Below are 25,315 nucleotides of genomic sequence, written 5' to 3'. Positions count from 1 at the left end.
GTCTTTGTGGGTAAAGCACCTGTTCGATATCATTTGTTGGGTAGAGAAAAAGCATAGAGGAGCCTTGTCTGTATAGGGTGTAGCTAGAAAAGCTGATTCTCCTAGCACTTGTAAGTGTCTGGTACTGTTGAGAATAGCTCTAATGGAAGGGTGTCGATTAGGGTTGGTTTCCATAGTAGCATGTTAATGGGGAATGGCTCAACTAGATGCAGGTGTATGTTGTATTTATACCACGCTGTTGATACAATGAGTTGTAGCATGTATCAATGTGCCCCGATGAATGTTACGGGTTTGGCGATTATGTTTTGATTGTGAGTTGTTTTATGCGAAATGATTTTGGGGTCATATCAGCATTTGTAAATGCTTGATGAGTATCGAAATGAATTGTCCTTATGAGTTTTACATGTACTCAGATTTTTTTAAATACTAGATATTATATTTTGGGAACTTTTTGATTTGTCCATCAGTGATATGCTTTAATATTTAGAGGATGCATTTACTCTGTCTTTAGGTTTTGTTACTCGTTTTCCAATTGTGTTTGTTTTAGACGATTACTCTTTTTCAATTTGAAATTGTAACATTTATATGGTGTATCTGTAACTCCTTATTTGAATATGCAACCTGTTGCAGGTGAGCTTGCAACTTGCCTATGGTTTTCATTGCACGAGAAATAGAGATATTGTACCCATAAAATAAATGTTCGATGACCAATGCAGAACTTTCTTTCTGTTTTGAAGGATTGGCTATGGTTTAAGAGTATGATCAAATCATATGAGGATGAAATTACAAATTGGGATATTATCAGTGCTTTTAGTGGGAGTCAGTTGGGGACAAACCCAAGCCCAAAGCAAGTATGAAATCATAAGAGAGGGGGAAAGTAAGCCAGCTATTACCCAAGCTATGTTTGCTGAGGCAGGTGTAGCCAGTCAGGGGGAAAATATAAATGGCCCAAGTGTGATACGAATACCGAAGTGGGTTAAAAAGAAAAACAGAATCCATGCTAAAGCACAGTATTACATGTACTTTGCACATCATGCAGGGGATTATATTCGAATGGCTTGGGCAGAAAAGATTGATGGCCCGTGGCATTTGTACCAAATCGGAGACGAAGTACCTATGGGAGATCGCGGTGTGTTGGATCTGGGTGATACAGTGATAAACCTAGCCAATGGTGTGGTGATCCCCAACAATCATTTGGCCTCGCCAGATGTCCATGTAGATCATGACAATAAGCGGATCATCATGTATTTTCATAGCGGAGCATCCACTTATGTCAATGGGGTAAGAGTGAGAAAGCAGCTCACTTATGTATCCACGTCTACTGATGGGTTGGAATTTTATAACGGCATACAGCCTGTGTTTTTAGGACCCTCTTATTTTAGAGTATTCTCATACAAAGACCAGTTATATGCACTTGATAATGGAGCTAACCCTTATCAAGCCTTAGACGCAGCCGATCCATGGACGGCACCCGAAGGATTCGACTATACGAATAACCTGTGGAACAAGCATCCTGAAAATCCATTTCAGAAAGACATTGAAGACATAGAAGGCAAGTCATTCAAAGAATTAAGAATCCGCCATACTGCCGTGAGAGTAGTAGGGGACGAGTTGCATGTTTTTTACACGAGGCGTGGAGAAATGCAGGAAAGAGTAATGATGTCCACCATAGACTTGAGCGTAGGCGATTGGCTTAATTGGGATGCTACCTACCCACCTGTAGAAGTATTAAAGCCGAGTCCTGGCTGGGAAGGCGGAGATTTGGAACTGGTTCGTTCGAAAACGAGCTCCGCGCCAGAAGACGTCAACCAGCTTCGTGATCCCTATGTGTTTGAAGATAAGGACGGATCGCTCTACCTGTTTTACAGCGGCCGTGGAGAAGATGCCATCGGTATGGTACGAATGACATACAAGGACTAAAGGCCATGGGTCAGAGAATCAAATTTTTTAAAAAAATCAAGATGAAAAATACGGTACTAGCGCTATTGATATTGTGTTGGCCATTTGCCAGCGAAGTTTGTATAGGGCAAAATCAATCTCCCAAGAAGAATGTCTTATTTATCTCTGTAGACGATCTCAATGATTGGGAAGGCAGCATGGGAGGAAACTCACAGGCCATTACACCCCATATGGATAAGCTATTCGAGTCGGGGCTATTGTTTACCAATGCACACGCTTCTCAGGCGGTGTGTACAGCTTCTCGCAATTCGCTCTTGAGCGGCATACACCCTTCTTCTTCTGGCTGGTACGGATCTACTGCTGCCATGCGCAAAACGTATGATCAGGTGATGACCGATCATACCATGCTCCCGCAATACTTCAAGGACAACGGGTACAAAACCCTAGCCGCAGGCAAGATCTTTCACAGTGGTGTGAGCGACTATAGAGACAAGACGGACTTGTTTTGGGACGAGACCGCACCGCGCTACCAAGTGCCAGAAAACCTGAAAGAGCGAGGGGATGGCTATGGCGGATCGCATTTTTACCCCTTTCCCAAAGAAGGAAGCCAGATCATCAATCACTATGGAGAAGGATTCAGAAATGGTCACTCGCTGTGCTATGGGGCTCTAGAGCCAGAAGACATCCCTGGCGGAAAGATGTTTGACGAACTCATCGCCGAATGGGCAGTGGATCAGCTAGAGGAGGACCATGAAAAGCCATTTTTTATGGCAGTCGGATTTGTGAGACCTCACGTGCCTTATACAGCGCCAAAGAAATATTTTGACCTGTACAATCTCGATGATATCGAAATACCAGAGGTGCCAGAGGATGAGATGTCGGATATCCCCAACTTGGGCAAAGCCATGGCTTATGGTACGATCAAGACTGGAGATCATTTTGCCGTGGTCAATCTAAGCGATACCTATTGGAAGGAATTGATTTATGGTTATTTGGCTTGTGTCTCTTTTGTTGACGATCAGGTGGGCAAAGTGATAGAAGCCTTAGACAATAGCAAATACGCAGACAATACCATCGTGGTGCTGTGGTCGGATCATGGTCAGCACTTGGGAGAGAAAAAAACTTGGAGAAAGCAAGACCTGTGGGAAGAAGCCACCAGAGTGCCGCTGTTTTTCAAAGTGCCCGGGATCGACAACGCCGGACTGAAGAATAAACAAGCCGTGAGTCTGCTGGATCTGTATCCTACGCTTGTAGAGCTGTGTGACACGCCGCCAGTGCCGAGTTTGCAAGGCGAAAGTCTAGTACCCATACTACAGGACGTAGAGGCCAAGAGAGGCCGACCCGTCTTGACTACCTGGAGGTATAAAAACCATGCTGTGAGGAGCGATGACTGGCGATACATCCGATACCGAGATGGATCTGAGGAGCTGTACAATCACCAAACAGACCCTAAAGAGCATGTCAACCTGGCCTCAGACCCGCAGTATGCGGAGGTGATCGCCGAGCATAAAAAATGGCTACCGACAAACGACGCGCTACCTGCAGGAGATACCGAATGGAAGCCCGATGCGCTCGATCGAAGAGTGCAGGATTGGGAGACCGACGACTCGACGCCTGACTGGCTGAGATAATCATAATTCGATCGATGAGACGAGTACGCATTTGTATGGTGCCCTCTTTTTGATGGGTACGGAAATGTTGAAACTTTATGATGCGTACAGGAAGCCTACACCTCGCAATTGGACATACGATCTTCATATTGACAAAAAATAAAACCTGCTATTTAAGCCGCCTATTCGATACGACTCTTGTCAATAGTCTTCGAATCTCTTAGGAATTAATTTCCAGATACATGGACTGCTTTTCGATAATTATCAATCAGGGAATACAGACGATAAGCAGGCGTTTGTAACATCTACCATGCGAATGGGTTACTTATTATCGCAGAATGCAACATGTATCATGTGAGAATGCAACCTGCCTGAGGCTTGCAGCTGTCGTGAAATGACGAAAATTGTTAACAAAATAAAACGAACGAGATGAATGTAAAAAATAGAAGAGTACACATGAGCCGCTGGGTAAGCCTGTGTTTCAATTTCAAAGTATGGTTAGCTGTACCCTCTGTTTTTATGTTGATGAGTTTGTCGTCACCTGTGGAGTTTTCGGACGCCGATCAAAAGGAAGCCATCACCTATTATGTCGACGCCACCGCTGGCGACGATAGCAACAGAGGGGATGAGCAGAGCCAAGCATTTCGTAGTTTATCAAAAATCAATGAATTGAAACTCCAAGCAGGGGATCAGGTGCTTTTCAAGCGAGGCCACAAGTGGTCGGGTACGCTAAAACCACAAGGAAGCGGCACTGAAAAAGCCCCCATCGTGATAGGAGCATATGGCGAAGGCGCACGGCCGAGTATCGACGGCGAAGGCAAGAAAGAGGAAACTGATACTATGTCTGCCGGCCTCATCCTTTACAATCAAGAATATTTTGAAATTAGAGACATCGAAATCAGAAACTTCGAAAAGGGAGATCCAGCAAAGCCTATAAAAAAGGCAGGGATCTTCGTTTTGGCCAAAGACATCGGTACGCTGCATGGATTCAAGTTTGAAAACGTGAGAATCGCCGACGTAAACGGCTCCTTGAAAACACGAGAAAATGGTGGCGTCTTCTTTAGCGTGATCGCCGACGAAGACCCAGACAAAAGAGTACCGACCAACTTCGACGGCATCTACATGGTAGACTGTCATATCTACAATGTAGACAGAGGAGGGTTTCTAAACCAATCGTATTGGAGAAACCGAGATTTCGATTCGAAATTTGGTGAAATGAGCGCAAACAATAAATTGAACAATTGGTACCCAAGTCTGAACCTATTGATCGAAAAGTGCAAATTTGAAGAAATTGGTGGTAATGGATTGGTCACACGCGTGGTGGCTGCGCCCGTGGTACAAAACAACCTGTTTATCCGAAATAGCACCAAAACCACCGGCAATGCATCCTACCCTTACAATTGCGACGATGCCCTATGGCAGTTCAACGAGGCCTGCTACACCGTCTACAACGAGGGCGACGTAGATGCAAGTGGGTTTGATAGCGACTACCTGTGCAAAAACACGATCATCCAATACAACTACAGCCATCACAACGACTGGGGCGGTTTGCTGGTTTGCTCATGGGGGCAAGTGACCAACTCCTTCAACGACGGCACCATCGTGCGAAACAATATTTTTCAAGATGAAAAACACCACATGATTCGTTTTTCTGGAAATATCACCAATACAGAAATCTCAAGCAATCTATTCGTGACCACTTCAGAGCTCAACGACGTGATGATGTGGTACAAGGAATGGGGTGAAATATGGCCAGACAAAACCGTGATCAAAGACAATATCTTCTACAATGAAGGAGCCGAGCAGTTTATGAAACTAGGCGAAACCACTGGCAATGAAATATCAGGAAATGTACTAATGGGCAATTCATTCAGAGATAAACCTCAGATCGGAACCACAGCCAAGAAGAAAGAAACAAATGCGATGAAATCAAAAGTAAATCAGATCAGGGAAGTGAGCAATCGCAAGGATATCCAAGTCTCAAAGGCAACGGAGGTAATTAAGATCATGTGGCCTGATCAAGTGCCAATGAACCCATAAGAATATGATTAAATATATTATCCTTTTATTGTTGAGTTTTGGACAGTTATATGCCCAAGAGAGTGAGTCGTGGTATACCCAGGGTAATTTTAAACCAAAAGCTAGAATTGAATTTACTATCTCCAATAGTCTAAATTTTGATCGCGAAAACTGCCCTGTGACTATTACACGGGAGCAGTTTCCGATGATCGATTTGCATGAAATGTGGGTGACCGTAGTAGACCCAGACTTGCCGCCCTTCGAAGGGCCATCTGAAGAACTACTACGCTTGCAAGGAGGACACCAGTTGCGAGCCGAAACCAACGGACACGCCATTTACCATCAGATGGACGATTTGGACAAAGATGGGATTTGGGATGAGTTGTTTTTTCAGGTAGATATTCCTGCCAATTCTGAAAAACGTATTTTCATCTATCTAGGAGAAAATATCAGAGGGTGGAACAAACACTATACCCATGCCAATATTGGGAGCTATTGTAGACATCAAATGCCATTCTGGGAAAGCGAGAATATTGGCTGGAAGATATGGTTTGCCAATAGTATAGATGTCTATGCTAAAAGAAAACCTGTACTGATGTCGAATCAGCTGTATATGGAAAACCTAGACGGCTATGCCGTATCAGCGCATAATCATGACTGGGGGTCTGACATTCAAAGTGTGGCCAATTCCTTCGGAGGCGGTGCCAACTGTTTGTTTGAGTTTCCTGACCAGCCAGATTCCGTGTCTATGCCTCGCTATACACCTACTAAGCTCGCCGCTGTGCCCAAGTCTTATTGGAATGCAGGTCAGGTCAGCGATACCCGATACGCCTATGAAGTAGTAGCCAATGGCCCCATTCGTTCGATTATTAAGATCAAAGCTTTTAATTGGGATACTGGAAACGGATTTTACGAATATGAACAATATTATACTGTGTATGCCAAGCAGAGTTATTGCACCTCCAAGATTGTGTACACCACATTATTGCCTCATGCCACAGATGTCAAAATGGGCTACGGTTTTCGCAAGAAAAAAGAAGAAGAACTTTTTGAACAAAAAGACGGAATGGTAGTCTCTGGCGGCCCTGAGATTATCAAAGACCCTGAAAATATCGATGACAGAAAAGAGTATAAAGTTGATTTTGTAGGCACTGGGTTGATCGTGCGAGAAGAATATCAGCCCGAGTATCAATTTGTCGAAGATTATAAAGGCAACCATGCTTTCAGAATCAATAAATCAATAGACAATTCTTTTGAATTGCTACTGGCTTCGGCATGGAGCGAAGGAGTGGTATACAACAACAAAAAGGATTTTATGAAATACATGGAAAAAACCAAATTGGAGTACAATAGTCCGCTTCAAGTCAGGTTTGATCAAGTTCAGGAAAAAATGAAATAATTATAAATATGAAATACACAACAGACGCATTGATTAAAAGCTCTGAACAAGAGTGGGAAGAAGTTGGCCCAGGTATCAGTCGCAAGATCACCGGATATAATGACGACCTGATGATGGTATTGGTCAAGTTTGAAGAAGGTGGGGTCGGCGAGCCTCATAGCCATGTACATAGCCAGTCTACCTATATCGCCAGCGGTGCCTTTGAGGTAACAGTAGACGGCAATACAGAACTGTTACAGCAGGGAGATTGCTTTTTTGCTCCTCCCCACGCAGTACATGGTGTGGTGTGCAAATCGGCCGGCACATTGATCGATGTATTTAACCCTATTCGTGAAGATTTTTTATAAAGTATAAAATTAGTAAACATGAAAATATTAAGATTATTAATGATAGCAGCCATATTGGCTCATGTAGGTAGTGTCCAAGCACAGGATATCAAACCCGCAGAAGTAAAAGAAGTGATGCAAAAGGTAGCTGATTGGCAGATCATCCATTTTAAGGATACCTATAGCGGACGAGAACGAGCACACCACCCATTAGACTGGACCAATGGTGCATTCTATGTGGGCTTGGTAAAGTGGGCAGAGATGGCTGACGATGATCGGTATTACAATTGGATGAAGAATATCGGTAAAGAAAAAGATTGGGAGCTTTACAAGCGTATGTATCATGCTGATGACCATACCGTAGGTCAAATGTATGTAAATCTGTATCGCAAGTACGGAGATGAAGAGATGATCAAGCCTACCACTAAACAGTTTGATTTTATGCTTTATCACCAAGCCACTACTTCAATGGATTGGAAAAGCCCATTTCACCAGAGCAGATGGAACTGGTGTGATGCCTTGTTCATGTCTCCACCCGTTTGGGCACAACTCTACAACATCACAGGGGATGAAAAATACCTAGATTTTATGATGAAGGAGTTTAAAGCAACTACAGATTTCTTGTTCGATAAAAAGGAAAGTCTATACTATAGAGATCAAAGATACATGACTCAGGAAGACAACGGAACGAAGGTTTTCTGGAGCCGTGGCAATGGCTGGGTATTTGCCGGTTTGGTCAATATCATGAACGAACTCGATCCAGAGAGCAAGGAGTACAAGTACTTTTTGAAATTATACAAAACAATGGCAGAGAGACTCCTTGAGCTTCAGACACCACAAGGGCATTGGGCTATGAGTCTATTAGGCCAGGAGTTTTATCCTACGCCAGAGACTAGTGGGTCTTCATTTTATATCTATGGTTTTGCCTGGGGTATCAACAACGGAGTTCTAGACAAGGCTACTTACGGTCCTGCAGTAGAAAAAGGATGGAATGCCATGGTGAGCTATGTGAATGAAGAGGGCATGCTCGGATACGTACAGCCGATTGGTGCAGCACCAGGCAATGCGTCTCCAGACAAGACCGAAGTATACGGTGCTGGTGCATTTTTAAGTGCAGGGTCAGAGGTTTTTAAACTTTACGGAGGTAAGTAAGGCATACAAAATTCTAACGACCTGTTTTGAATGAATATGACTTTTAGTAAAACGAAATATTGGGTGATGTACCTGATGGTGATGATAGGTTCGTTGCCGCTATTTGCTCAGTCAGATATACCAGACGATTATCGTCTGGTATATTCTCAGGATTTCGAATCGCCACAGTCCATGAGTGATTTTGAGGCTACTGATGCTTCTGCCTGGAAAATGGGCAGCGGAGCAACGGGTCAGACGATGGCCCTTTTCGGAAAAAGCAACTACCGAGGAGCGGTCAGGTCTCCATTTAATATTACCATTCTAAAAGAGATAATCGTGGAGGACTTTGTAATGGACATAGACCTCAATCAGACAGGAAAAGAATACGGGCACAGGGATCTGTGCCTGTTTTTTGGGTTCCAAAATGCCACCAATTTCTACTATGTACATTTGGCAAGTATTGCCGATGATCATGCGAATAACATCTTTTTGGTTAATGATGAACCAAGAATTAAAATTGCATCTAAAACCACTGCTGGCGTAGATTGGGCTGATACCAACTCTTGGCACAAAGTCAGAATCGTACGAAAGGTGAAAGAAGGGATCATCCAAATATATTTTGATAATATGCAGCACCCTGTCATGGAGGCTCAAGATCAACATTTTGCAGCTGGACGCATAGGTGTAGGCTCTTTTGATGATACGGGGCAGTTTGACAATATAAAAATATGGGCACCTAAAGTGGTGAAACAGAAACAAGGATTCTTTCAATAGAAAATATCAGTTTTAGACATATGACCACAAAATTTATCAGTGTCAAATCATGGCTGTCGATCGGCCTCGTGCTTTTAGTAGGGATGATGAGTCATGGACTTTGCCAGCCCACTACCTATCTGATGGTGGGGTCATATACTGGAGGTGTAGCTGCAGATGGTATTTATGTTTATCAATTCGATTCGGCTACTGGTGAGTTGACCGAAGTACATAGAGAAGGAGGGTTGGTCAACCCGTCCTTTATCACCATAGCCCCTAATGGCCAATACCTATACGCCTGTACCGATACCAAGCTAAAAACCAGCGGTTCTATTTCTGCTTTTAGCATAGATACACGGAGTGGAAAGCTCAAGTATATCAACAAACAAACCACAGACGCAAGAAACCCAGTTCATGTGACTGTGGATCGCGACAATAAATACGTCGTCAGTTCCAATTATAGTGAAACCAGCCTCACGATTTTTCGACCAAATACGGACGGTAGCCTACCTCCCTATACCCAAAGAATGACTTTCAGTGGCAAGAGCATAGTGTCAGGTAGGCAAGAGGGGTCTCATCTACATTCCGCTGGATTCGACCCTACTAATCAGTACCTTTTTGCACCCGATTTGGGCACAGACCAGATTCGTGCATTCTCCTTTGCGGCAGATGGTAGCTTGCAAGCCGCCGATCACTTCACAGTAGCCAACAAGCCTGGTAGTGGCCCAAGGCATTTTACCTTTAGTCCTGATGGGCGGTTTGCCTATTGTGTAGAAGAATTGAGCGGAACGGTAAGCACGTTTCGGTATGCCAATGGCCAATGGAAGGAGATCGACTCAGATCTGACACAGCTCAGTCCAGCAGACGATTATGCGTCCGCAGATATTCATATTTCGCCAGATGGGCTGTTTCTCTATGCGTCTAACCGAGCAGAGCTAAATAATATTTCTATTTTCAAGATAGATCAAACCAACGGCACACTCTCTCTGCTGACTACTCAGCCTGTGGGAGGAAAACACCCTAGAAGCTTTGTGATAGATCCCTCAGGTCAGTTTTTGATATCAGCCAATCAAAATTCAGGAAACCTAGTGGTCTTTAAAAGAGATACCAATACAGGGCTGTTGACCCAAACAGCTACAGAAATTCAGGTTAATTCTCCTTCTAGTTTGAAAATGATTACTTACCAAAATTAACAATAGACATTAATGTCTTTGAATATGAAACAGAGAAGTAAGAGAAAGGTATCTGCGATCGTAATGTTACTTTGTATAAGTACAGGTCAGCTCTATGGTCAGGCCAAGGAGTACAGCATCAGTCCAACAGAACTGAACACTTGGGCACTGTGGGGTCAAGGAGCCATAGCTACATGGGGCAATCAGACGTCGCTCCAAGAAGCAGATGAGACCAAAGGCATATTACTCGTCAGTCCTAATATATATGGCAATGACGTAATCCTGCGATACAAGACGATGGCACTCACGCCCGCCACCGTGATGGTTACCTTACTAGCTGTGTCAGATCCGGGAGATGCTTCGGCCCTCACGATCCCTAACGACTACGATGGTGGAATAAACCTGATCACAGAGGAGACAGAAAACTATTTCTTCGCTTTCAAAAATGCTCCTCATAATAATACGCCCTTTGTTCAGAAGTCCCCTAATTCTACGGGTGCACTTATCGCAGCAAGTGAAAACAAGATGATAGCAGGTGTCTACTATGACATAGAAATAGGAAAGAAGAAGGGAAAGCTGTGGTTGAAAATTGATAACGAACTCATTTTTGAAACTGAGGACAAAACTCCTTTGGCAGCTGGTCATATCGCGCTTAGACTCAGAGGTACCGCAGGTTTTAAGGCGGGCTGTTTGATCAAAGACATGGTCATAGTTGGAGAGTCTAGATGATTATTATAATACACGTTTTAAAAAATATATTACGAATGAAAAAGTATTTGCTAGTAATGCTAGCCACCGTCCATTTGGTAGGATGTGGTGAGCATGATTCAGACAAGAAAATTACGGTTTCGAATAACCAGTCTTTTGCCAGATCGGGTGAAGTAGTTTCGATATCTGCGGAATCTGTAGGTCTACATGACGGTCAAGTCTTGACCGATTTTGGCATTGCCAACGATAAGGGAGTATTGGAGCTGATCCAATATGTGGATGACAACAAGGATGGTATCGCCGATCGAGTGCTTTTCCAGCCCAGCGTACCCGCAAATGCAAAGGCTGTTTATACTCTCCTAAAATTAAATGAAGATGATACGCTTCCTACCAGTGAAAATGAATGCTATTCTAGATTTGTGCCTGAGCGCACAGATGATTATGCTTGGGAAAACGATAAGGTAGCTTTTCGTACCTACGGGCCTACTGCACAGCAGATGGTAGAAGACAGTGTGAAAGGCGGAACCTTGACCAGTGGGATGGATTGTTGGCTTAAAAGGGTAGAGTACCCTGTGATCAATAAATGGTATAAAAAATACACAGAAAAGACAGGAAGCTATCACCGAGATACGGGAGAGGGGTTGGACAACTTCCATGTAGGAGCGAGTCGTGGCTGTGGAGGCATTGCCATCAAAAATGGTGACGAGTATAAGACTTCAAAAAACTTTACGGCATATGAAACATTAGCCACTGGCCCAATGTCTACCTCATTTGTGTTGGACTATGCTCCATGGGAGATTGCCGAGGGTAAAAACGTAAAGACGTCTAAGTTGATTTCGTTAGATAAAGGGAGTCATCTCAGTAGAGTAGAGGTGAGCGTAGCTGGTAGCGATGTGATCAGCGCTGGTCTTACCCTGCATCAAAACGATGGAGAAGTGAAAGTAGACTCTTTGGGAGGGTGGATTACTTACTGGCAGCCTCATGGTAGAAACAGTCGGTTGGCTACAGCCATAGTGGCTAGCCCAGGCACTTTCTTGGGTTATGAAAAGGTGGTGACAGACGTCAAAGATCTAAGCAATGTCTATGCACATTTGTCTGTGAATGACGGAAAAGCCATTTACTACACTGGTTTTTTCTGGGAAAAGAGCAATCATTTCGACAGTGTGGAGCAATGGTATGACTACTTAAGCCAATATGCACAGCAGTTGGCTAATCCGCTGACGGTAGCTGTAGACTAAAAAAAACAGGAGTCAGTAGAAAGACTCCAATAGTGGTTATTCTGAATCACTCAGGTTAAACAAGAACAGGGAAGGTTGAGTCTCACGCCATAGTGTGAGACCAACTTCATCCCAAATGAATACCACACACAGTACAAAAAATGGTCATGATAAAAAAGTATAAAAATTCAATACTTCTCCTATGTTTCTTAATGGGGCTGACTTCAGCTACAGAACCAGGAGTCAATGGGAAGCGTACTGAAAAAGCGGATCAAGGCTGGCGCATCAATTTCCCTAAACAGGTGGAGTATTGTGAGCAAATGCCTAGTTCTGACAGTCTGTTTATATTTTTCATGGCTGGCCAATCCAATATGGCAGGGAGGGGGTTTGTAGAGCCTCAAGACACGATCCCAAACAAAAGAATATTGACGATAGACGCATCCATGAATTGGGTCTATGCCAAAGAACCCTTACACTTTTATGAGCCTAAAATGACTGGGCTAGACTGTGGGATGGCTTTTGGCCAATCCCTGCTCGATTCTTTGCCAGAGGGAGTATCTATTGCGATGATTCCTTGTGCAGTAGGAGGGAGTAGTATCAACAAATGGTTGTCCAACCAGAATCACCGTGGCGTAGCATTGCTTAGTAATTTCAAAAGCAAAGTCGCTTTTGCAAAAAATTACGGAACGATCAAAGGTATCCTTTGGCATCAAGGAGAGAGCAATGCCAAGGCAGAACGAATTCCTATGTATGCTCAACAATTGGATTCATTGATTGCCATATTCAGGGAGACAGTGGGTAACGATGAACTGCCAGTAGTTATAGGTGAACTGGGACGCTACACTGAGCCAGAAGACAAGCAGGCCAGATGGGATGCTCTGAATCTTCAAATCAATAGCGTAGCTGATCGAGATGCCAATATATCCGTAGCCAATTCCGAAGGACTCACTCACAAGGGCGACGGCACTCATATGGATTCCGAATCTCAACGGGAACTGGGCAGAAGACTGGCCAAGCAATATCTTGAGGTGACCAAGGTTACAAAGTAGGAAGGAGATAGAGAATTTAAACCTCCTTGACACACCTAAGCACCATGTGGTGTTGTCTTGGTGAGTGAGTAAAGTGTTTTTAGCCTATATGATTTTGTAAAAATAGAGTAGAGCACAGCTTCTGAAGTGCTCTGTTTTTTGCCTTTTTATTACGGTTAGATGTTTTCTTTTTTCTTGATCAGCCCTTGTATTTTCTTTTCAAAAAGTAAGTGTTTTAGCACACTTCTACAGAAGTGTCATAGTTGTAAATCGCTTTGTCGGAGATAGGTAATATTGACGAATTGAGGGTTAAAAACGAAGTATTTTCCGCTCAACATCTTTTCTAGCTTGCTATCAAATAAAATGTTGTGATGCTCGTGTTGCATCCTATCCTTCAGATATGGCCTTGGTCACGTCATATGCAATTCCCTTAAAAGACCAGTGGTGCGACACAGTTTCATGCATAAAATATCTACATAATACAAAACAAAGTATAGCATGAAAAAACTAATACAATTAACGATGATCATCATTCTTCTGAGCACTGGTTTTCAGAGCTGGTCTCAGGTGATATATGAGGAAGATTTAGAATCTAGAACTGGTGATGATACGGGAGAAATGAAAGGTAATGGCTACACTGCCCTTTTGGTGACTACTTCAGGCGAAGGCGCCGGAGGAAGCAATAATTTTGTGAGTACAGCACCAAGAAATACAAATACCCAGCTCAATACCACTGTAGTGTACCCTAATGAGGGGATGTTTTTAGCTTCTAAAACCTATGTTTGGAAGGTGACACTTAAACAAGTAGATGCATCTGCTTCTCCAGGGCTGATCAATTTTAGAATCTACGATGCTAGTAGTCAGCCCATTAGATTGTTTGAGTCTCCTTCTAAATTTACAGGAGTAATTAACACATGGACTGAGGTAGAAATGGAATTTACTCCAGACCAAGACATGACTGGCATTCAGTTTAGATTACTCAAGACACCTACAGATGACGCTGCTAGTGTGCTGTATGTCGATGATTTTGAAATATCAGAAGTAGTGGCTCCTTCTAGCGATGCCACTTTGGCTACTTTGAAAGTGGGAGATGAAACTGTTGATATTTCTGGAGGTTCACCATTTACTTATGACGCGCCTTATAGCAGTTCTGGACTACCACCTGTAGTAGCTACTACTACAGACGATGGAGCTACTATTGGTAGTCAGACGGTGACGGACAACTGGCCAGCAGCTTCTACGGTTGCATTTACTGTGACGGCTGAAGACGGGACCACTACAGCCGATTATTCGATTACTATCAACCGTGCAGCTCCAGCTACAGATGCGACTTTAGCTACTTTGACTATAGGTGGAGAGGCAATAGATATGGCTGGAGGCTCGCCATTTACTTATGATGCTCCTTTTAGTAGTTCAGGATTGCCTACAGTGGTAGCTACTGCCACCGATGCTAATGCCATGGTAGGTTCACAGACGATTACAGACAACTGGCCAGCAGCTTCTACGGTTGCATTTACCGTGACGGCTGAGGACGGAACCACTACAGCTGATTATTCGATTACCATCAATCGTGCAGCAGTTTCTACAGATGCGACCTTGTCAGACCTCCAAGTTGACGGGGTTACTGTGTCGGGCTTTGATGCAGGGACTTTGAGTTACGATGTGCAATTGCCTACAGGTACGACGGCCATTTCTGTCGTAAGTGCTACTGCCAATTATGCAGGTGCGCAGCCATTAGTTATTACTCAGGCAACTGCGGTAACTGGTACAGCTACGGTGGAGGTTACTGCTGAGGACGGAACAACTTCCCAAAGTTACATGGTCAACTTCTCTGTTAAAGCAGCTACAGATGCTACTTTGTCGAGTTTGAAAATAGACGGTACTTCGATTGCAGGTTTTACGTCAGGTACAATGGATTATGACTATGAGGTACCAGTAGAGACTACAGGTATTCCTCAAGTCACCGCGACTACTACGGATGCCAATGCGAATATGGTCATTACTCAAGCTACAGCAACGGACGGAGAAGCCACTGTGGTAGTTACTGCCGAAGATGGCACAACAACGAAGACTTATACGGTTGATTTTTATTTGGAAACAATCGTGACCCAGGTGAGTGATAATCAATTGAAAAACTCATTCAATATTTATCCTAATCCAGCGGGCAATACCATCGTTATCGATGACAGCTTCTCTAAGCTAGATCAAGTCACCATTATAGATATGCAAGGTCATCTATCTGTAAGAAGAGTGACGAATGATCGAATAGATATCGCTGATCTGAATCCCGGAGTCTATATTCTCAAAGTTTCACAACAACAATCAATTCGTTTCATCAAGAAATAAATTGGTGAAACACCGTTGATGAAGCAGTCTCGTGATAGCGGGACTGCTTTTTTTGTGCATTTACGAATGCCAGTAAAGTAGCCTAGTGTCTTGGTTGTTTTCTTTTAGTGGCACCAAAGGGTAGCCAGAAATCCATTCTATTTTAGTTGCTTATTCTATGACGACTCTTCAGTCTGAAAAGGGGGTAATCTCTTTGGTTAAAGGAAGTCTCCAGACACTATTGGCATAAGGTGTAGATAATCACCGTTGGTAGACTAGAAAAGTTATGAAGGAATAGGGTTTACTTACGTGTAATGCCAAAAAAGAGCTTGCCATAGAAACAGGGTTTCCAGACAAGCTCTAAATAATATAAGGATAAGTTAGGTATTATCTCAATACGACCTTGCTGCTATGCACATCTGCACCATTTTCTATTCTTATCAAGTAGATGCCTTTTTTGAGTCCACTCACATCTAGTGAATTAGATGTTTCGGAGGAAGTGCCTTGTAGCACTACTCTACCTTGTATGTCTGTGAGGCGATAGTTTGTAGGGCCGTCCAAGAGGTTCAAGGTGAAATTTAGTTGGTTACTGGTAGGGTTAGGGAATACACGGATGTTAGAAGTGGTTATCTCTTCTTCTATCTCACCATCGGCAAGTAGTCTGGAAGATGAACCACAAGCACCCATATCTTTCCATCTACCACAATCCCCAGGAGTACAATTGCCATTAGTACGAGATTTCCATCTCCAGATTTTGTTTTTGTGCGAAACTTCGTCTTTGAGCTTATAGGTAGAGCCAGATTTCCATGCAGGAGCAGAGCAGCTGTTTCCTCCTCCACCTCCACCAGATGCAGTACCTTTCCATACGCGTACATATTCTACTTGCATCGTAGTAGGAAACCCTGACGGCCTGCTGTTGGTAGGTATTGCTACTCGGTTTCCATTCACATACTCGTAGAACGGCTCGCGTAGCCCCATAGAAATCACAAGGTGCTGTTTGTGAAATTGGTACACATTAGGGTGAGAAGCTACTTTTACTCCATCGATAAAAAACTCAATGACATCAGCAGTCCAGTTGCACCCATATACATGATACTCGTCTCTAGGGTCGAAGCTAGGGCCAGTACCAGTGCCAGTAGTATATCGCACGGAGGTTCGTTTGCCGTTTGCATCGGCACGAATGACGTTCCAGTCGATCGTGTTTACGTTGCGTTGGCGCTGCTGAATTTCAGGAAAATCGATTTCGTTGTATTTCACTCCATTGATCACAGGCTGGCCAATCGAATAAGTCCAAAATGCAGGGCAGACGCCAGGATGCCTAGCCGCACCTTTCATTTTCACTTCGAAATATCCGTATTTGATATCCTTTTTGCTTCGGATAATCCCTGAGGTAAAGTACAATTGTGTATTTCCTCTGGTATGTTTTTCCCAGTCCATGGTAAGTTTGAGTTTGCCATTGTTCACTTTGGTACGGTTAGGTTCCCAAGACCAAGGCCCCCAGTCGTTAGGGTTGTGTTCCCATTTGCTGGTATTTAATCCTGCATCAAATTCATCCGAAAAGTCCGATTGTAAGGTCCAGTTACCTGGTACTCCCAATGGCTTCTGTGCATAACTCTGAATGGCAATGGCCATCATCAAGCACATTGTAGTAATTGTTTTGTTCATGTGATAATCGTTTTAAGTTGTGTTAAAAAAGTTTTGGTATCGGCCAGTATTGAACAAGTCCTATACTGACATATTTTATAGTTTGTAAATTAGATTTTGCACTTCAGACCAACTTGACTTAACGTCTGTAAAACATGCCTGAAAGTCTGTTTTTGCCTGTTATCAGTAAAATCTATATTGAAGGAGCGCCTGTATGGTTTCACCTTTTATAGCTGATATTTATATGATCAATCTGCGCTATAGCTATTTAATATTGGTGTTTTGCCTTGTTCATCGCTTGGCTAGTGGTCAGGATACGACTTGTGAGATTTCAGCAGATCGTCAATCATCTGTATTTGGGCACTTGTCGTACGATGGCGAGACCACGGTCTTCGAAGACAGCGATGGGTTTATCTGGGTCGTTACTCCGTCGTTTAGCCAGGCAGCTGAAGATCTACAACCAGGAGCGTATACCCTCGAAGTGATGGATTCTAATAGCGATATGGTGCGTGGCAATAGGAAAAAACTTCACATCCAGGTTAGTCAGTCTTTTGACCAAACTTCTTTGATCTATATGTTGTTTTGTGGGCTAGGGTTCGCTTTAGTTGTCTTGGTGATTTGGGTCAAAATGAGACTGAGCAAGCTTCGGCTTTATTTTCCCATAGAGCAATCGGAGGGAGAGAGTCCACAGGAGAACGAAATAAGCGCTTTTCCTTTAGAATTGATAAAAACAGAGGGTAATGATTATGATAAAACCTTTATTACTCAACTGTATGCTTTGATTGAGAAACATATGAATGAGGCTGAATTTGATCTCACTTATTTGTCTAGAGAATTGTGTATTAGTCGTTCTCACTTTTTTCAAAAAGTAAAAGCTTTGACCAACGAGACGCCTTATGAACTCCTGAAATCGTATCGGCTCAAGAAAGCCGCTGAAATGCTGCTTCAAGATCGTATGCAGGTATCTGAGGTTTATGTTCGCTGTGGGTTCAAAAGCATGGCACATTTTAGTAGAGCTTTCAAAGAAAAATATGGTGTCTCCCCAGGTAAGTACAAAATGAGTATTTGAATGCTCCCATCTGGGTAAAATAGTGAAGGTTTTGGCTAAGTAATGATCATCATTTTTCCAGTCACTCATCCACCTTTACACGGTGTATAAATTCATAACGAAAGTATTTGATATGAATTAGTCAAACAAGCTGATATAGCCACAACAACAGGAAGGACAGTTTGATTAAATCACATCATGCGAAGCCTGTTGCAGCCCCTGTCTTTTTACTCGTTTTTAGGATAGATTTTGCAACAGGCCAAGCATATATTGTTGTTCGAAAACATGATCAAAAAGTGGTGTTAGGTCATTATCTTCAATACACATACAAGAGATAAGGGATAAGAATGGGGAAGTGACGGGTAATTTATTAATGATTAAATCGTGAGAGATGTATTTCTTTTGTAGCGTATGAGGTAAGGTTAGAAGAAGAAGCTCTGCGCAATGAAGACCACCCTTTCTTACGAATATTAATGATATGAAAAGATTATTTATACTTATTACCATAGGGTGGGCCATGTATGGATGTGCCTCCGCTCCCGTCGAAAGACAGCAACCTAATATTTTATTTATAGCCATAGATGACCTTCGTCCCGAGTTGGGTTCGTATGGTTCCAGGATTGCGCTTTCGCCTAATTTAGATGAGTTGGCGAGCCAAGGTTTGCAGTTCAACCGGGCGTATTGTCAGCAGGCCATTTGCAGCCCGTCTAGAGCCAGTCTAATGACCGGAGCTAGACCTGAGACCATTGGCGTAATTGAAAACTACACTTATTTCAGAGACCTCAATCCAGATATAGTCACCCTGCCTCAGCACTTCCGAAACAATGGCTATGAGACCGTGTACTGTGGCAAAATATATCATGCCGAATATTCGGACGAAGAGTTGTCGTGGAGTAGAGAACCTGCCAGAGACAAATGCGAATACCGGCCACCAAGATTCCCAGGAGGCTATGCCCTAAAAGAGAATCAGGAAATTTTCAAAAAGAATAAAGCAGCGATGATCGAAAAGTATGGTGATGCTGCCAAACGAGGATTGGGCAATGGCCCAGCGTACGAAAATGCAGATGTGTCGGATGTGTCATACGAAGATGGATACAATACGCAATTGGCCATAGCCACGCTCAAAGACATGGTAGCCAAAGACGATGGGAAGCCGTTTTTTCTTGGGTTAGGGTTTAAAAAACCACATCTCAACTGGACAGCACCGAAAAAATATTGGGACATGTATGATCCCGAAAAAATACCATTGGCCACCCAACAGGAAGGACCAATAGGCGGTGCCGAAATGGGGCTACACCCCTCCTTCGAACTACGGGTGCGCTATGGCATACCGAAAGAAGAACCAATAGATACCGTACTGGCACGTACGCTCAAGCACGCTTATCTAGCCTGTGTGAGTTATGTGGATGCACAGATCGGTATGATGATCGATGCATTAGAAGAAGCTGGTGTGAGAGACAATACCATCATCATCGTATGGAGCGACCACGGCTGGCACCTAGGCGATATGGGTATCTGGGGCAAAGCGACCAATTATGAGTTGGGTACACGTGTACCTATGATCATCTGGACGCCTGACATGGATAAAAAAAATAGAGGTAAGCAAACAGAGGCACTGGTAGAGCTCGTAGATATGTATCCGACCTTGTCCGAGCTCGCTGGGCTAGACCTGCCAGAGCATCTGGAAGGGCAGAGTTTTGCTCCATTGCTGCAGCAGCCTGACAAAGATTGGAAAAAGGCAGTGTTTAGTCAGTTTCCGACACCAGCGTTGCGTGAGTGGGCTGCCAATCCACTGTCTCAAGGCATGAGAGAAACCTATTTTGGGCCAATGATCGAAAAAGTAGAAGCGCGAATCATGGAGCAGCAACAAGATAAGTGGGACAGATTGCTATTTGAAAATGACCTGATGGGATATGCCATGCGCACAGAAAATTACAGGCTTGTAGCCTGGAAAGATAGAACGGATTTGGCCAAAGCCCCAATTTTTGTGGAGCTATACGATCATGTAAAAGATCCAGACGAGACGGTAAATATAGCAGGGGAGAACCCCGAATTAGTAGCGCAATTGCTAGCGCAACTAGACAAGGGATGGGAAGGAAGTTTGGCTGATCTCAGCAATTAATTATTTAGATATGAAAAGATTATTTATCGCAAGTATGATATGCAGTCTGCTGGTAGGCTGCGCCAATGAACAAGCGAAGCAACCGAATATCGTAGTGGTGATTTGCGACGACTTGGGTTATGCCGATGTAGGCTTTAATGGTTCGCCAGATATTACCACACCTACTTTGGATCAGCTGGCAGCTGGAGGTACGATTTTCACATCGGGCTATGTGGCTCATCCATTCTGTGGGCCGAGCCGTGCTGGACTAATGACAGGAAGGTATCCTCATGAGTATGGAGCACAGTTCAATATTCCCGCCAATAGTGGGGATCGTCCTGGTTATGGCATTCCGGTTACGGAGACTTTCATGAGCAAGATGCTACAATCGGCGGGTTATTACACAGGCGCCATTGGCAAATGGCATTTGGGTGGTGGTGCCGCATTTCATCCTAACCAGAGAGGGTTCGACGATTTTTATGGCTTCTTAGGTGGAGGTCATGAGTATTTTCCAGCGGTCTATCAGGCCAAGTACCAAAAGCAAAAGGAAGCTGGCAGAGCAGTGATACACGACTATCTCCAGCCTCTAGAACATAACGGCGAGCAAGTAAAAGAAACCGAATACATCACAGATGCTCTTTCCAGAGAAGCGGTAAGGTTTGTAGAAGATGCAGCCCAGAAGAATCAGCCATTTTTCTTGTACCTAGCCTACAATGCACCGCATTCGCCGTTGCAGGCTAAAGAAGAAGATCTTGCTATGTTTGATCACATCGAGGATCCCAAAAGAAAAAAATATGCGGCTATGGTGTATGCTGTAGATCGAGGGGTGAGCAAATTGGTGGAATCACTCAAAGCAACTGGCGAATACGACAATACACTGATCGTTTTTCTAAGCGACAATGGAGGCAAAGTAGTGCTCGGAGCCAACAACTACCCCCTTCAAAACGGAAAAGGCAGTATAAGTGAAGGGGGGTATCGAGTGCCTATGTTTTTTCACTGGCCTGATCACGTACCTGCGGGGCAAAAGTATGCCTATCCAGTCACTGCGATCGATTTCTATCCTACATTCGCTGGGTTGGGAGGCGCTAAGCTACCTGCAGGCAAGCAGCTAGATGGTGTAAATATTTGGGAAGATTTCCTCGCAGGAAAAAACCCAAGAGACGGACAAATGATTTTTGCCATGAGGCATTGGCCAGGCTATAGCGATGTAGGTGCCAGAATGAATGAATGGAAGGTGCTAAAGCAAGACAATAAACCTTGGCAGCTCTATAATGTAGACACCGATATGGCTGAGCAAAATGACTTGAGCGAGACCTACCCAGATAAGGTACAAGACTTGGTACTTCGAGCTAAAAAATGGAGCGAAGAGCATGCAGAGCCTCGTTGGTTCGATCCCGAATCTCTTAGAGAAGATTGGGTAGAAAAGGACATGGCCAAGTTCAACGGAGTATTCGATATAGACCAGTAGCTTCGACTTTCTTAGGGCAATCATCCTCACCGGTGCTGGACTTTACACCAATTTTAAAACACTTATTGTATGAATAAATACTTACTTCAATACCTGACTACTGTATTGACATTAGTTTTGTCTTGTCAAAATTTAGCCTTTGGAGCCGACGATACGCGTCCCAATATTATAGTCATCTTATTGGATGATTTGGGATATGGAGATGTAGGATTCAATGGAGCTACAGATATCCCCACACCTGAACTTGACAAGTTGGCCGAAGGAGGTACTATTTTTTCGTCTGCGTATTCTGTGCATCCCTTTTGTGGTCCTAGTCGAATGGGCTTGCTCACTGGTAGATATGCGCACACCTTTGGCGGGCAGTACAACCTGCCCGAATCAGGCACGGGCAGTGAGCTGGGTATTCCTGTCAGTGAAAGACTTTTGGGTACTATGCTCCAAGAGGCGGGGTATTACACAGGTTTGGTAGGCAAGTGGCATTTAGGTACTGAGCCTCAGTATCATCCAAACCAACGAGGTTTTGATGATTTTTATGGATTTTTGGGAGGAGGGCACGAGTACTTCCCAGACTATTACAAAGCAGAAGCAGCTTCGAGCAATTGGAGCTACCTGCAACCGCTAGAACACAATGGTACCACTGTAGTGGACGACGATGAATATCTGACAGATGAACTCTCCAATCATGGAGTGAAATTTATTCAAGAGGCCGCCAATGATGATAAACCATTTTTCTTATTCATGTCTTACAATGCCCCTCATACCCCTTTGCGGGCTAAGACTGAGGACATGGCCGTAGATGTGATTGCCGACATTGCGGATGCAGATAGAAAAACCTATGCCGCCATGGTGTATGCCGTGGATAGAGGAGTGGGTGAGATGGTGGCTGCCTTGAAAGAAAATGATCAGTATGACAATACATTGATTGTATTCATGAGTGACAATGGTGGGCGAGTAGATAAAGGAGCTACCAATACGCCACTATCTGGTGCAAAAGGGAATACGCTGGAAGGTGGTTTTCGAGTGCCTATGTTTATGCACTGGCCCAACGCGATATCGGCAGGAGAGAAATATGCGCATCCAGTATCAGCGTTAGACCTGTATCCTACTTTCGCACATTTGAGCAAAGGCTGTATAGCCGACGACCAACTCATAGATGGCAAAGACATCTGGGAAGATATCTTAGCAGATCGAGACCCTAGACCTACCGAGCCGATTTTCGCACTCAGGCACAACGGATCAGCTAATGAGGTGGGAGCACGAAGAGGACCGTGGAAACTGCACAGGTTCAATACCCAGTCGTGGAAGTTATATAATATCGATCAGGACATTTCGGAGAAAACAGACCTAAGCAGTCAGTACCCTAAGCTGATGGATACCCTAATCGCAGAGACAAAAAAATGGAGCGACAGTCACGTAGAGCCTTTGTGGTTTCATGCGCAGGCCGCATCTGATTCTTGGACTGCCAATGGAATGCCTCGGTTTGACTATACTTTTGGAGAGCCTATCGCCTTGAAACCTAAAGAGACGGTAACAGTAGATCTCTGTTTTGGGTCTTTAGTCGTCGATGACAATGATGGAAATATAGAGGAGGAAAACAATGGAGGAGAAATTTTAGGAACTCCCTTTCAGGAAATGGAAGATAGAGCGATCTTATATCCTAATCCTACACAAAGATGGCTAACTATTAAAGTAACCAATAAATCAGCAGCCATTACAGTGAGTGTATATGACATATCTGGACAAATGGTACGTTATCAAAAAGTACTTCCCATGATAGAAGGAGTAGGTAGGCTAGACTTAGGTGCAGACATTAAGCATGGACACTATACGGTCAAAATAGATCAGGTTGATGAAGTGTTTTTTCGTAAAGTAATAATCGCGAACTAGAGCGATACTATTCGAAGACTGCTATAGTGTTGATGATTCTTTTTTTTGAAAACTCGTACATGTTTTTAGCATTTAGGGCTTTGCTAGGGCCACCTCTCTTAGAAATGATGAGGCCTAAGTAGTCGTTATGATTTACTGCGGAAGTGTTTCATTCTTTTACAAAAAAAAAGGCGGTACTATTGGCGACATGTATATGTGGAGGATCAGGTTTTTCCTTTCCCCCGCAGGGGCAAAAGGAAAAATAACCCAATAAAGAGCAGGGTGTACTATTTTATTTGTTAGGCCTGAAGAGCGACAGGCTCCTCCATCATGTATTTGGCTAAAGCCTCTTCACATACTTCTACACCCAAGCCAGGTTTAGTAGGTACAAACAATTGCCCTTCTATGATTTCTATTTGATGTGTAGTCACTTCATCTCGCAGTGCATTTTCGGTTCGGTCTAGTTCCATAGTGGGCCTAGAGCCATACATTCGCCCTGGATTTTTGTCTAGATTAGCTACTAAATGCACGGCGGCACTGATCGCAATCCAAGTACCCCATGTGTGTGGGACTACATCCTTGTGATGAGCCTGAGCCAAAACGGCTATTCTTTTGGCTTCTGTGAGCCCACCTGCAGCACAAATATCTGGCTGTACGATGTCCACACATTCCTGTTCGAGGAGTCTTTTGAATCCATGCTTGAGATACTCACACTCACCACCTGCTATAGGTATCGAGGTGTTTGCTCTCAGCTGGTTGTATCCCTTGTAGTCTTCTGGAGATACGGGTTCTTCGAACCATCCAATGTCTAATGGCTCTAATTGATGACAAAGTTCCAAGGCTTCTTTGTAGGAATAGGCATGATTTGAGTCGATCATCAGTCCCATGTCAGGACCAATAGCTTTTCGAATGGCACTGACCAGTTGTACGTCTTGTTCTATGCCTAGTCCCACTTTCATTTTAGTAGATCTAAATCCTTGTTCTTTATAAAACAGCGCTTCGTCTACTAGTTTCTTTTCTAGATTTTTCACACGTTCGAAATAAAGACCTGTAGCGTATGGTTCTATCAATGGGTTTTTTATACCACCTAGCAGCACAGATACGGGTTGGTTTAGTATTTTGCCTTTCAGATCCCAGAGCGCCACGTCGATGGCACTCATGCCAGCGGTAAAAGTCCCACTACGGGCATAGTCCATAGATCGTAAGTACATTTCCTGCCAGATGGTTTCGTTTTCGAGGGCATTTCTACCCATGATAAAGGGAGCAAAAAACTCGATGGCTGCCTTTACTACATTCGCAGGCCCATAGCCTTCTCCCCAGCCATAGGTACCATCTTCGAGAGTGATTTTGACGATGCATATTTTGCGAGTGTCATATTGCCATTGTGAGAAGTGGAAAGGTGTGTCAAGTTGGTGGCAGATGATATATGGTTCTATTTTTATTATTTTCATATGGAATGGATATGGTAAAAGGTGTGGTTTTTCTTTACGCCTCTCTTCTCCTTCTTGGCCAAAGGCTTGGGTACATGGAGATACGAGTTCATGGATTTTTAATATTTGGTTGTAGTCAGAAGACCAATTACATCAATGGCAACAGGTGTT

The 25,315-nt window shown here is 43.7% G+C and carries 18 protein-coding genes; 16 read left to right on the top strand and 2 right to left on the bottom strand.

Translation table 11 applies throughout. From position 1 onward, the window contains the following. Positions 1-777 precede the first annotated feature (777 nt). From N7E81_RS18780 to N7E81_RS18725, 12 genes are all read left to right on the top strand, one after another. Complete coding sequence (locus tag N7E81_RS18780) at positions 778-1,920, top strand: glycoside hydrolase family protein (protein ID WP_263051144.1); 1,143 nt, start codon at positions 778-780, stop codon at positions 1,918-1,920. 41 nt (positions 1,921-1,961) lie between these two features. Next, on the top strand, positions 1,962-3,530 hold the full coding sequence (locus N7E81_RS18775; protein WP_263051143.1) for a sulfatase: 1,569 nt from the start codon (positions 1,962-1,964) through the stop codon (positions 3,528-3,530). A 408-nt stretch (positions 3,531-3,938) separates the two neighbouring features. Beyond that, positions 3,939-5,549 carry a right-handed parallel beta-helix repeat-containing protein gene (locus tag N7E81_RS18770; protein ID WP_263051142.1) on the top strand — a complete coding sequence of 537 codons (1,611 nt, stop codon included), beginning with the start codon at positions 3,939-3,941 and terminating at the stop codon, positions 5,547-5,549. Between the two features lie 4 nt (positions 5,550-5,553). Further along, positions 5,554-6,927, top strand: a complete 1,374-nt coding sequence (locus tag N7E81_RS18765) for a DUF4861 domain-containing protein (RefSeq protein ID WP_263051141.1) — start codon at positions 5,554-5,556, stop codon at positions 6,925-6,927. A gap of 29 nt (positions 6,928-6,956) precedes the next feature. Next, positions 6,957-7,274 carry a cupin domain-containing protein gene (locus tag N7E81_RS18760; RefSeq protein ID WP_263051140.1) on the top strand — a complete coding sequence of 106 codons (318 nt, stop codon included), beginning with the start codon at positions 6,957-6,959 and terminating at the stop codon, positions 7,272-7,274. An 18-nt stretch (positions 7,275-7,292) separates the two neighbouring features. Further along, positions 7,293-8,405 (top strand): glycoside hydrolase family 88/105 protein, encoded by a 1,113-nt coding sequence (locus tag N7E81_RS18755; RefSeq protein WP_263051139.1) that lies wholly within the window; start codon positions 7,293-7,295, stop codon positions 8,403-8,405. 30 nt (positions 8,406-8,435) lie between these two features. Continuing rightward, positions 8,436-9,158, top strand: a complete 723-nt coding sequence (locus N7E81_RS18750; RefSeq protein WP_263051138.1) for a hypothetical protein — start codon at positions 8,436-8,438, stop codon at positions 9,156-9,158. 20 nt (positions 9,159-9,178) lie between these two features. Further along, positions 9,179-10,330, top strand: a complete 1,152-nt coding sequence (locus tag N7E81_RS18745; protein ID WP_263051137.1) for a lactonase family protein — start codon at positions 9,179-9,181, stop codon at positions 10,328-10,330. 24 nt (positions 10,331-10,354) lie between these two features. Next, complete coding sequence (locus N7E81_RS18740) at positions 10,355-11,038, top strand: hypothetical protein (RefSeq protein WP_263051136.1); 684 nt, start codon at positions 10,355-10,357, stop codon at positions 11,036-11,038. 35 nt (positions 11,039-11,073) lie between these two features. Then, a complete protein-coding gene (locus tag N7E81_RS18735) occupies positions 11,074-12,255 on the top strand; it encodes a DUF4861 domain-containing protein (protein ID WP_263051135.1) in 1,182 nt (393 codons plus the stop codon). A gap of 146 nt (positions 12,256-12,401) precedes the next feature. Then, the gene (locus N7E81_RS18730) at positions 12,402-13,283 is read left to right on the top strand and encodes a sialate O-acetylesterase (protein ID WP_263051134.1); all 882 of its coding nucleotides are present in this window, start codon (positions 12,402-12,404) and stop codon (positions 13,281-13,283) included. A 477-nt stretch (positions 13,284-13,760) separates the two neighbouring features. Further along, on the top strand, positions 13,761-15,608 hold the full coding sequence (locus tag N7E81_RS18725) for a T9SS type A sorting domain-containing protein (protein WP_263051133.1): 1,848 nt from the start codon (positions 13,761-13,763) through the stop codon (positions 15,606-15,608). A gap of 366 nt (positions 15,609-15,974) precedes the next feature. Here N7E81_RS18725 and N7E81_RS18720 read toward each other — a convergent pair whose 3' ends face one another. Next, positions 15,975-17,252 carry a family 16 glycosylhydrolase gene (locus N7E81_RS18720; RefSeq protein ID WP_263051132.1) on the bottom strand — a complete coding sequence of 426 codons (1,278 nt, stop codon included), beginning with the start codon at positions 17,250-17,252 and terminating at the stop codon, positions 15,975-15,977. Positions 17,253-17,475: 223 nt separating this feature from the next. Between N7E81_RS18720 and N7E81_RS18715 the strand changes: the two genes are divergently transcribed. From N7E81_RS18715 to N7E81_RS18700, 4 genes are all read left to right on the top strand, one after another. Continuing rightward, positions 17,476-18,300: a helix-turn-helix domain-containing protein gene (locus N7E81_RS18715; protein ID WP_263051131.1), complete on the top strand. Its 825-nt coding sequence runs from the start codon at positions 17,476-17,478 to the stop codon at positions 18,298-18,300. Between the two features lie 457 nt (positions 18,301-18,757). Further along, positions 18,758-20,401: a sulfatase gene (locus N7E81_RS18710; RefSeq protein WP_263051130.1), complete on the top strand. Its 1,644-nt coding sequence runs from the start codon at positions 18,758-18,760 to the stop codon at positions 20,399-20,401. 10 nt (positions 20,402-20,411) lie between these two features. Beyond that, the gene (locus tag N7E81_RS18705) at positions 20,412-21,848 is read left to right on the top strand and encodes a sulfatase-like hydrolase/transferase (RefSeq protein ID WP_263051129.1); all 1,437 of its coding nucleotides are present in this window, start codon (positions 20,412-20,414) and stop codon (positions 21,846-21,848) included. Between the two features lie 69 nt (positions 21,849-21,917). Beyond that, on the top strand, positions 21,918-23,735 hold the full coding sequence (locus tag N7E81_RS18700) for a sulfatase-like hydrolase/transferase (RefSeq protein ID WP_263051128.1): 1,818 nt from the start codon (positions 21,918-21,920) through the stop codon (positions 23,733-23,735). A gap of 278 nt (positions 23,736-24,013) precedes the next feature. On the opposite strand, the gene N7E81_RS18695 is transcribed toward N7E81_RS18700, so the two are convergent. Next, positions 24,014-25,165 (bottom strand): mandelate racemase/muconate lactonizing enzyme family protein, encoded by a 1,152-nt coding sequence (locus tag N7E81_RS18695; RefSeq protein ID WP_263051127.1) that lies wholly within the window; start codon positions 25,163-25,165, stop codon positions 24,014-24,016. Positions 25,166-25,315: the final 150 nt, after the last annotated feature.

The sequence above is a fragment of the Reichenbachiella carrageenanivorans genome, from assembly GCF_025639805.1.
GTDB lineage: Bacteria > Bacteroidota > Bacteroidia > Cytophagales > Cyclobacteriaceae > Reichenbachiella > Reichenbachiella carrageenanivorans.
This window is presented reverse-complemented; position numbering and strand designations above follow the sequence as displayed.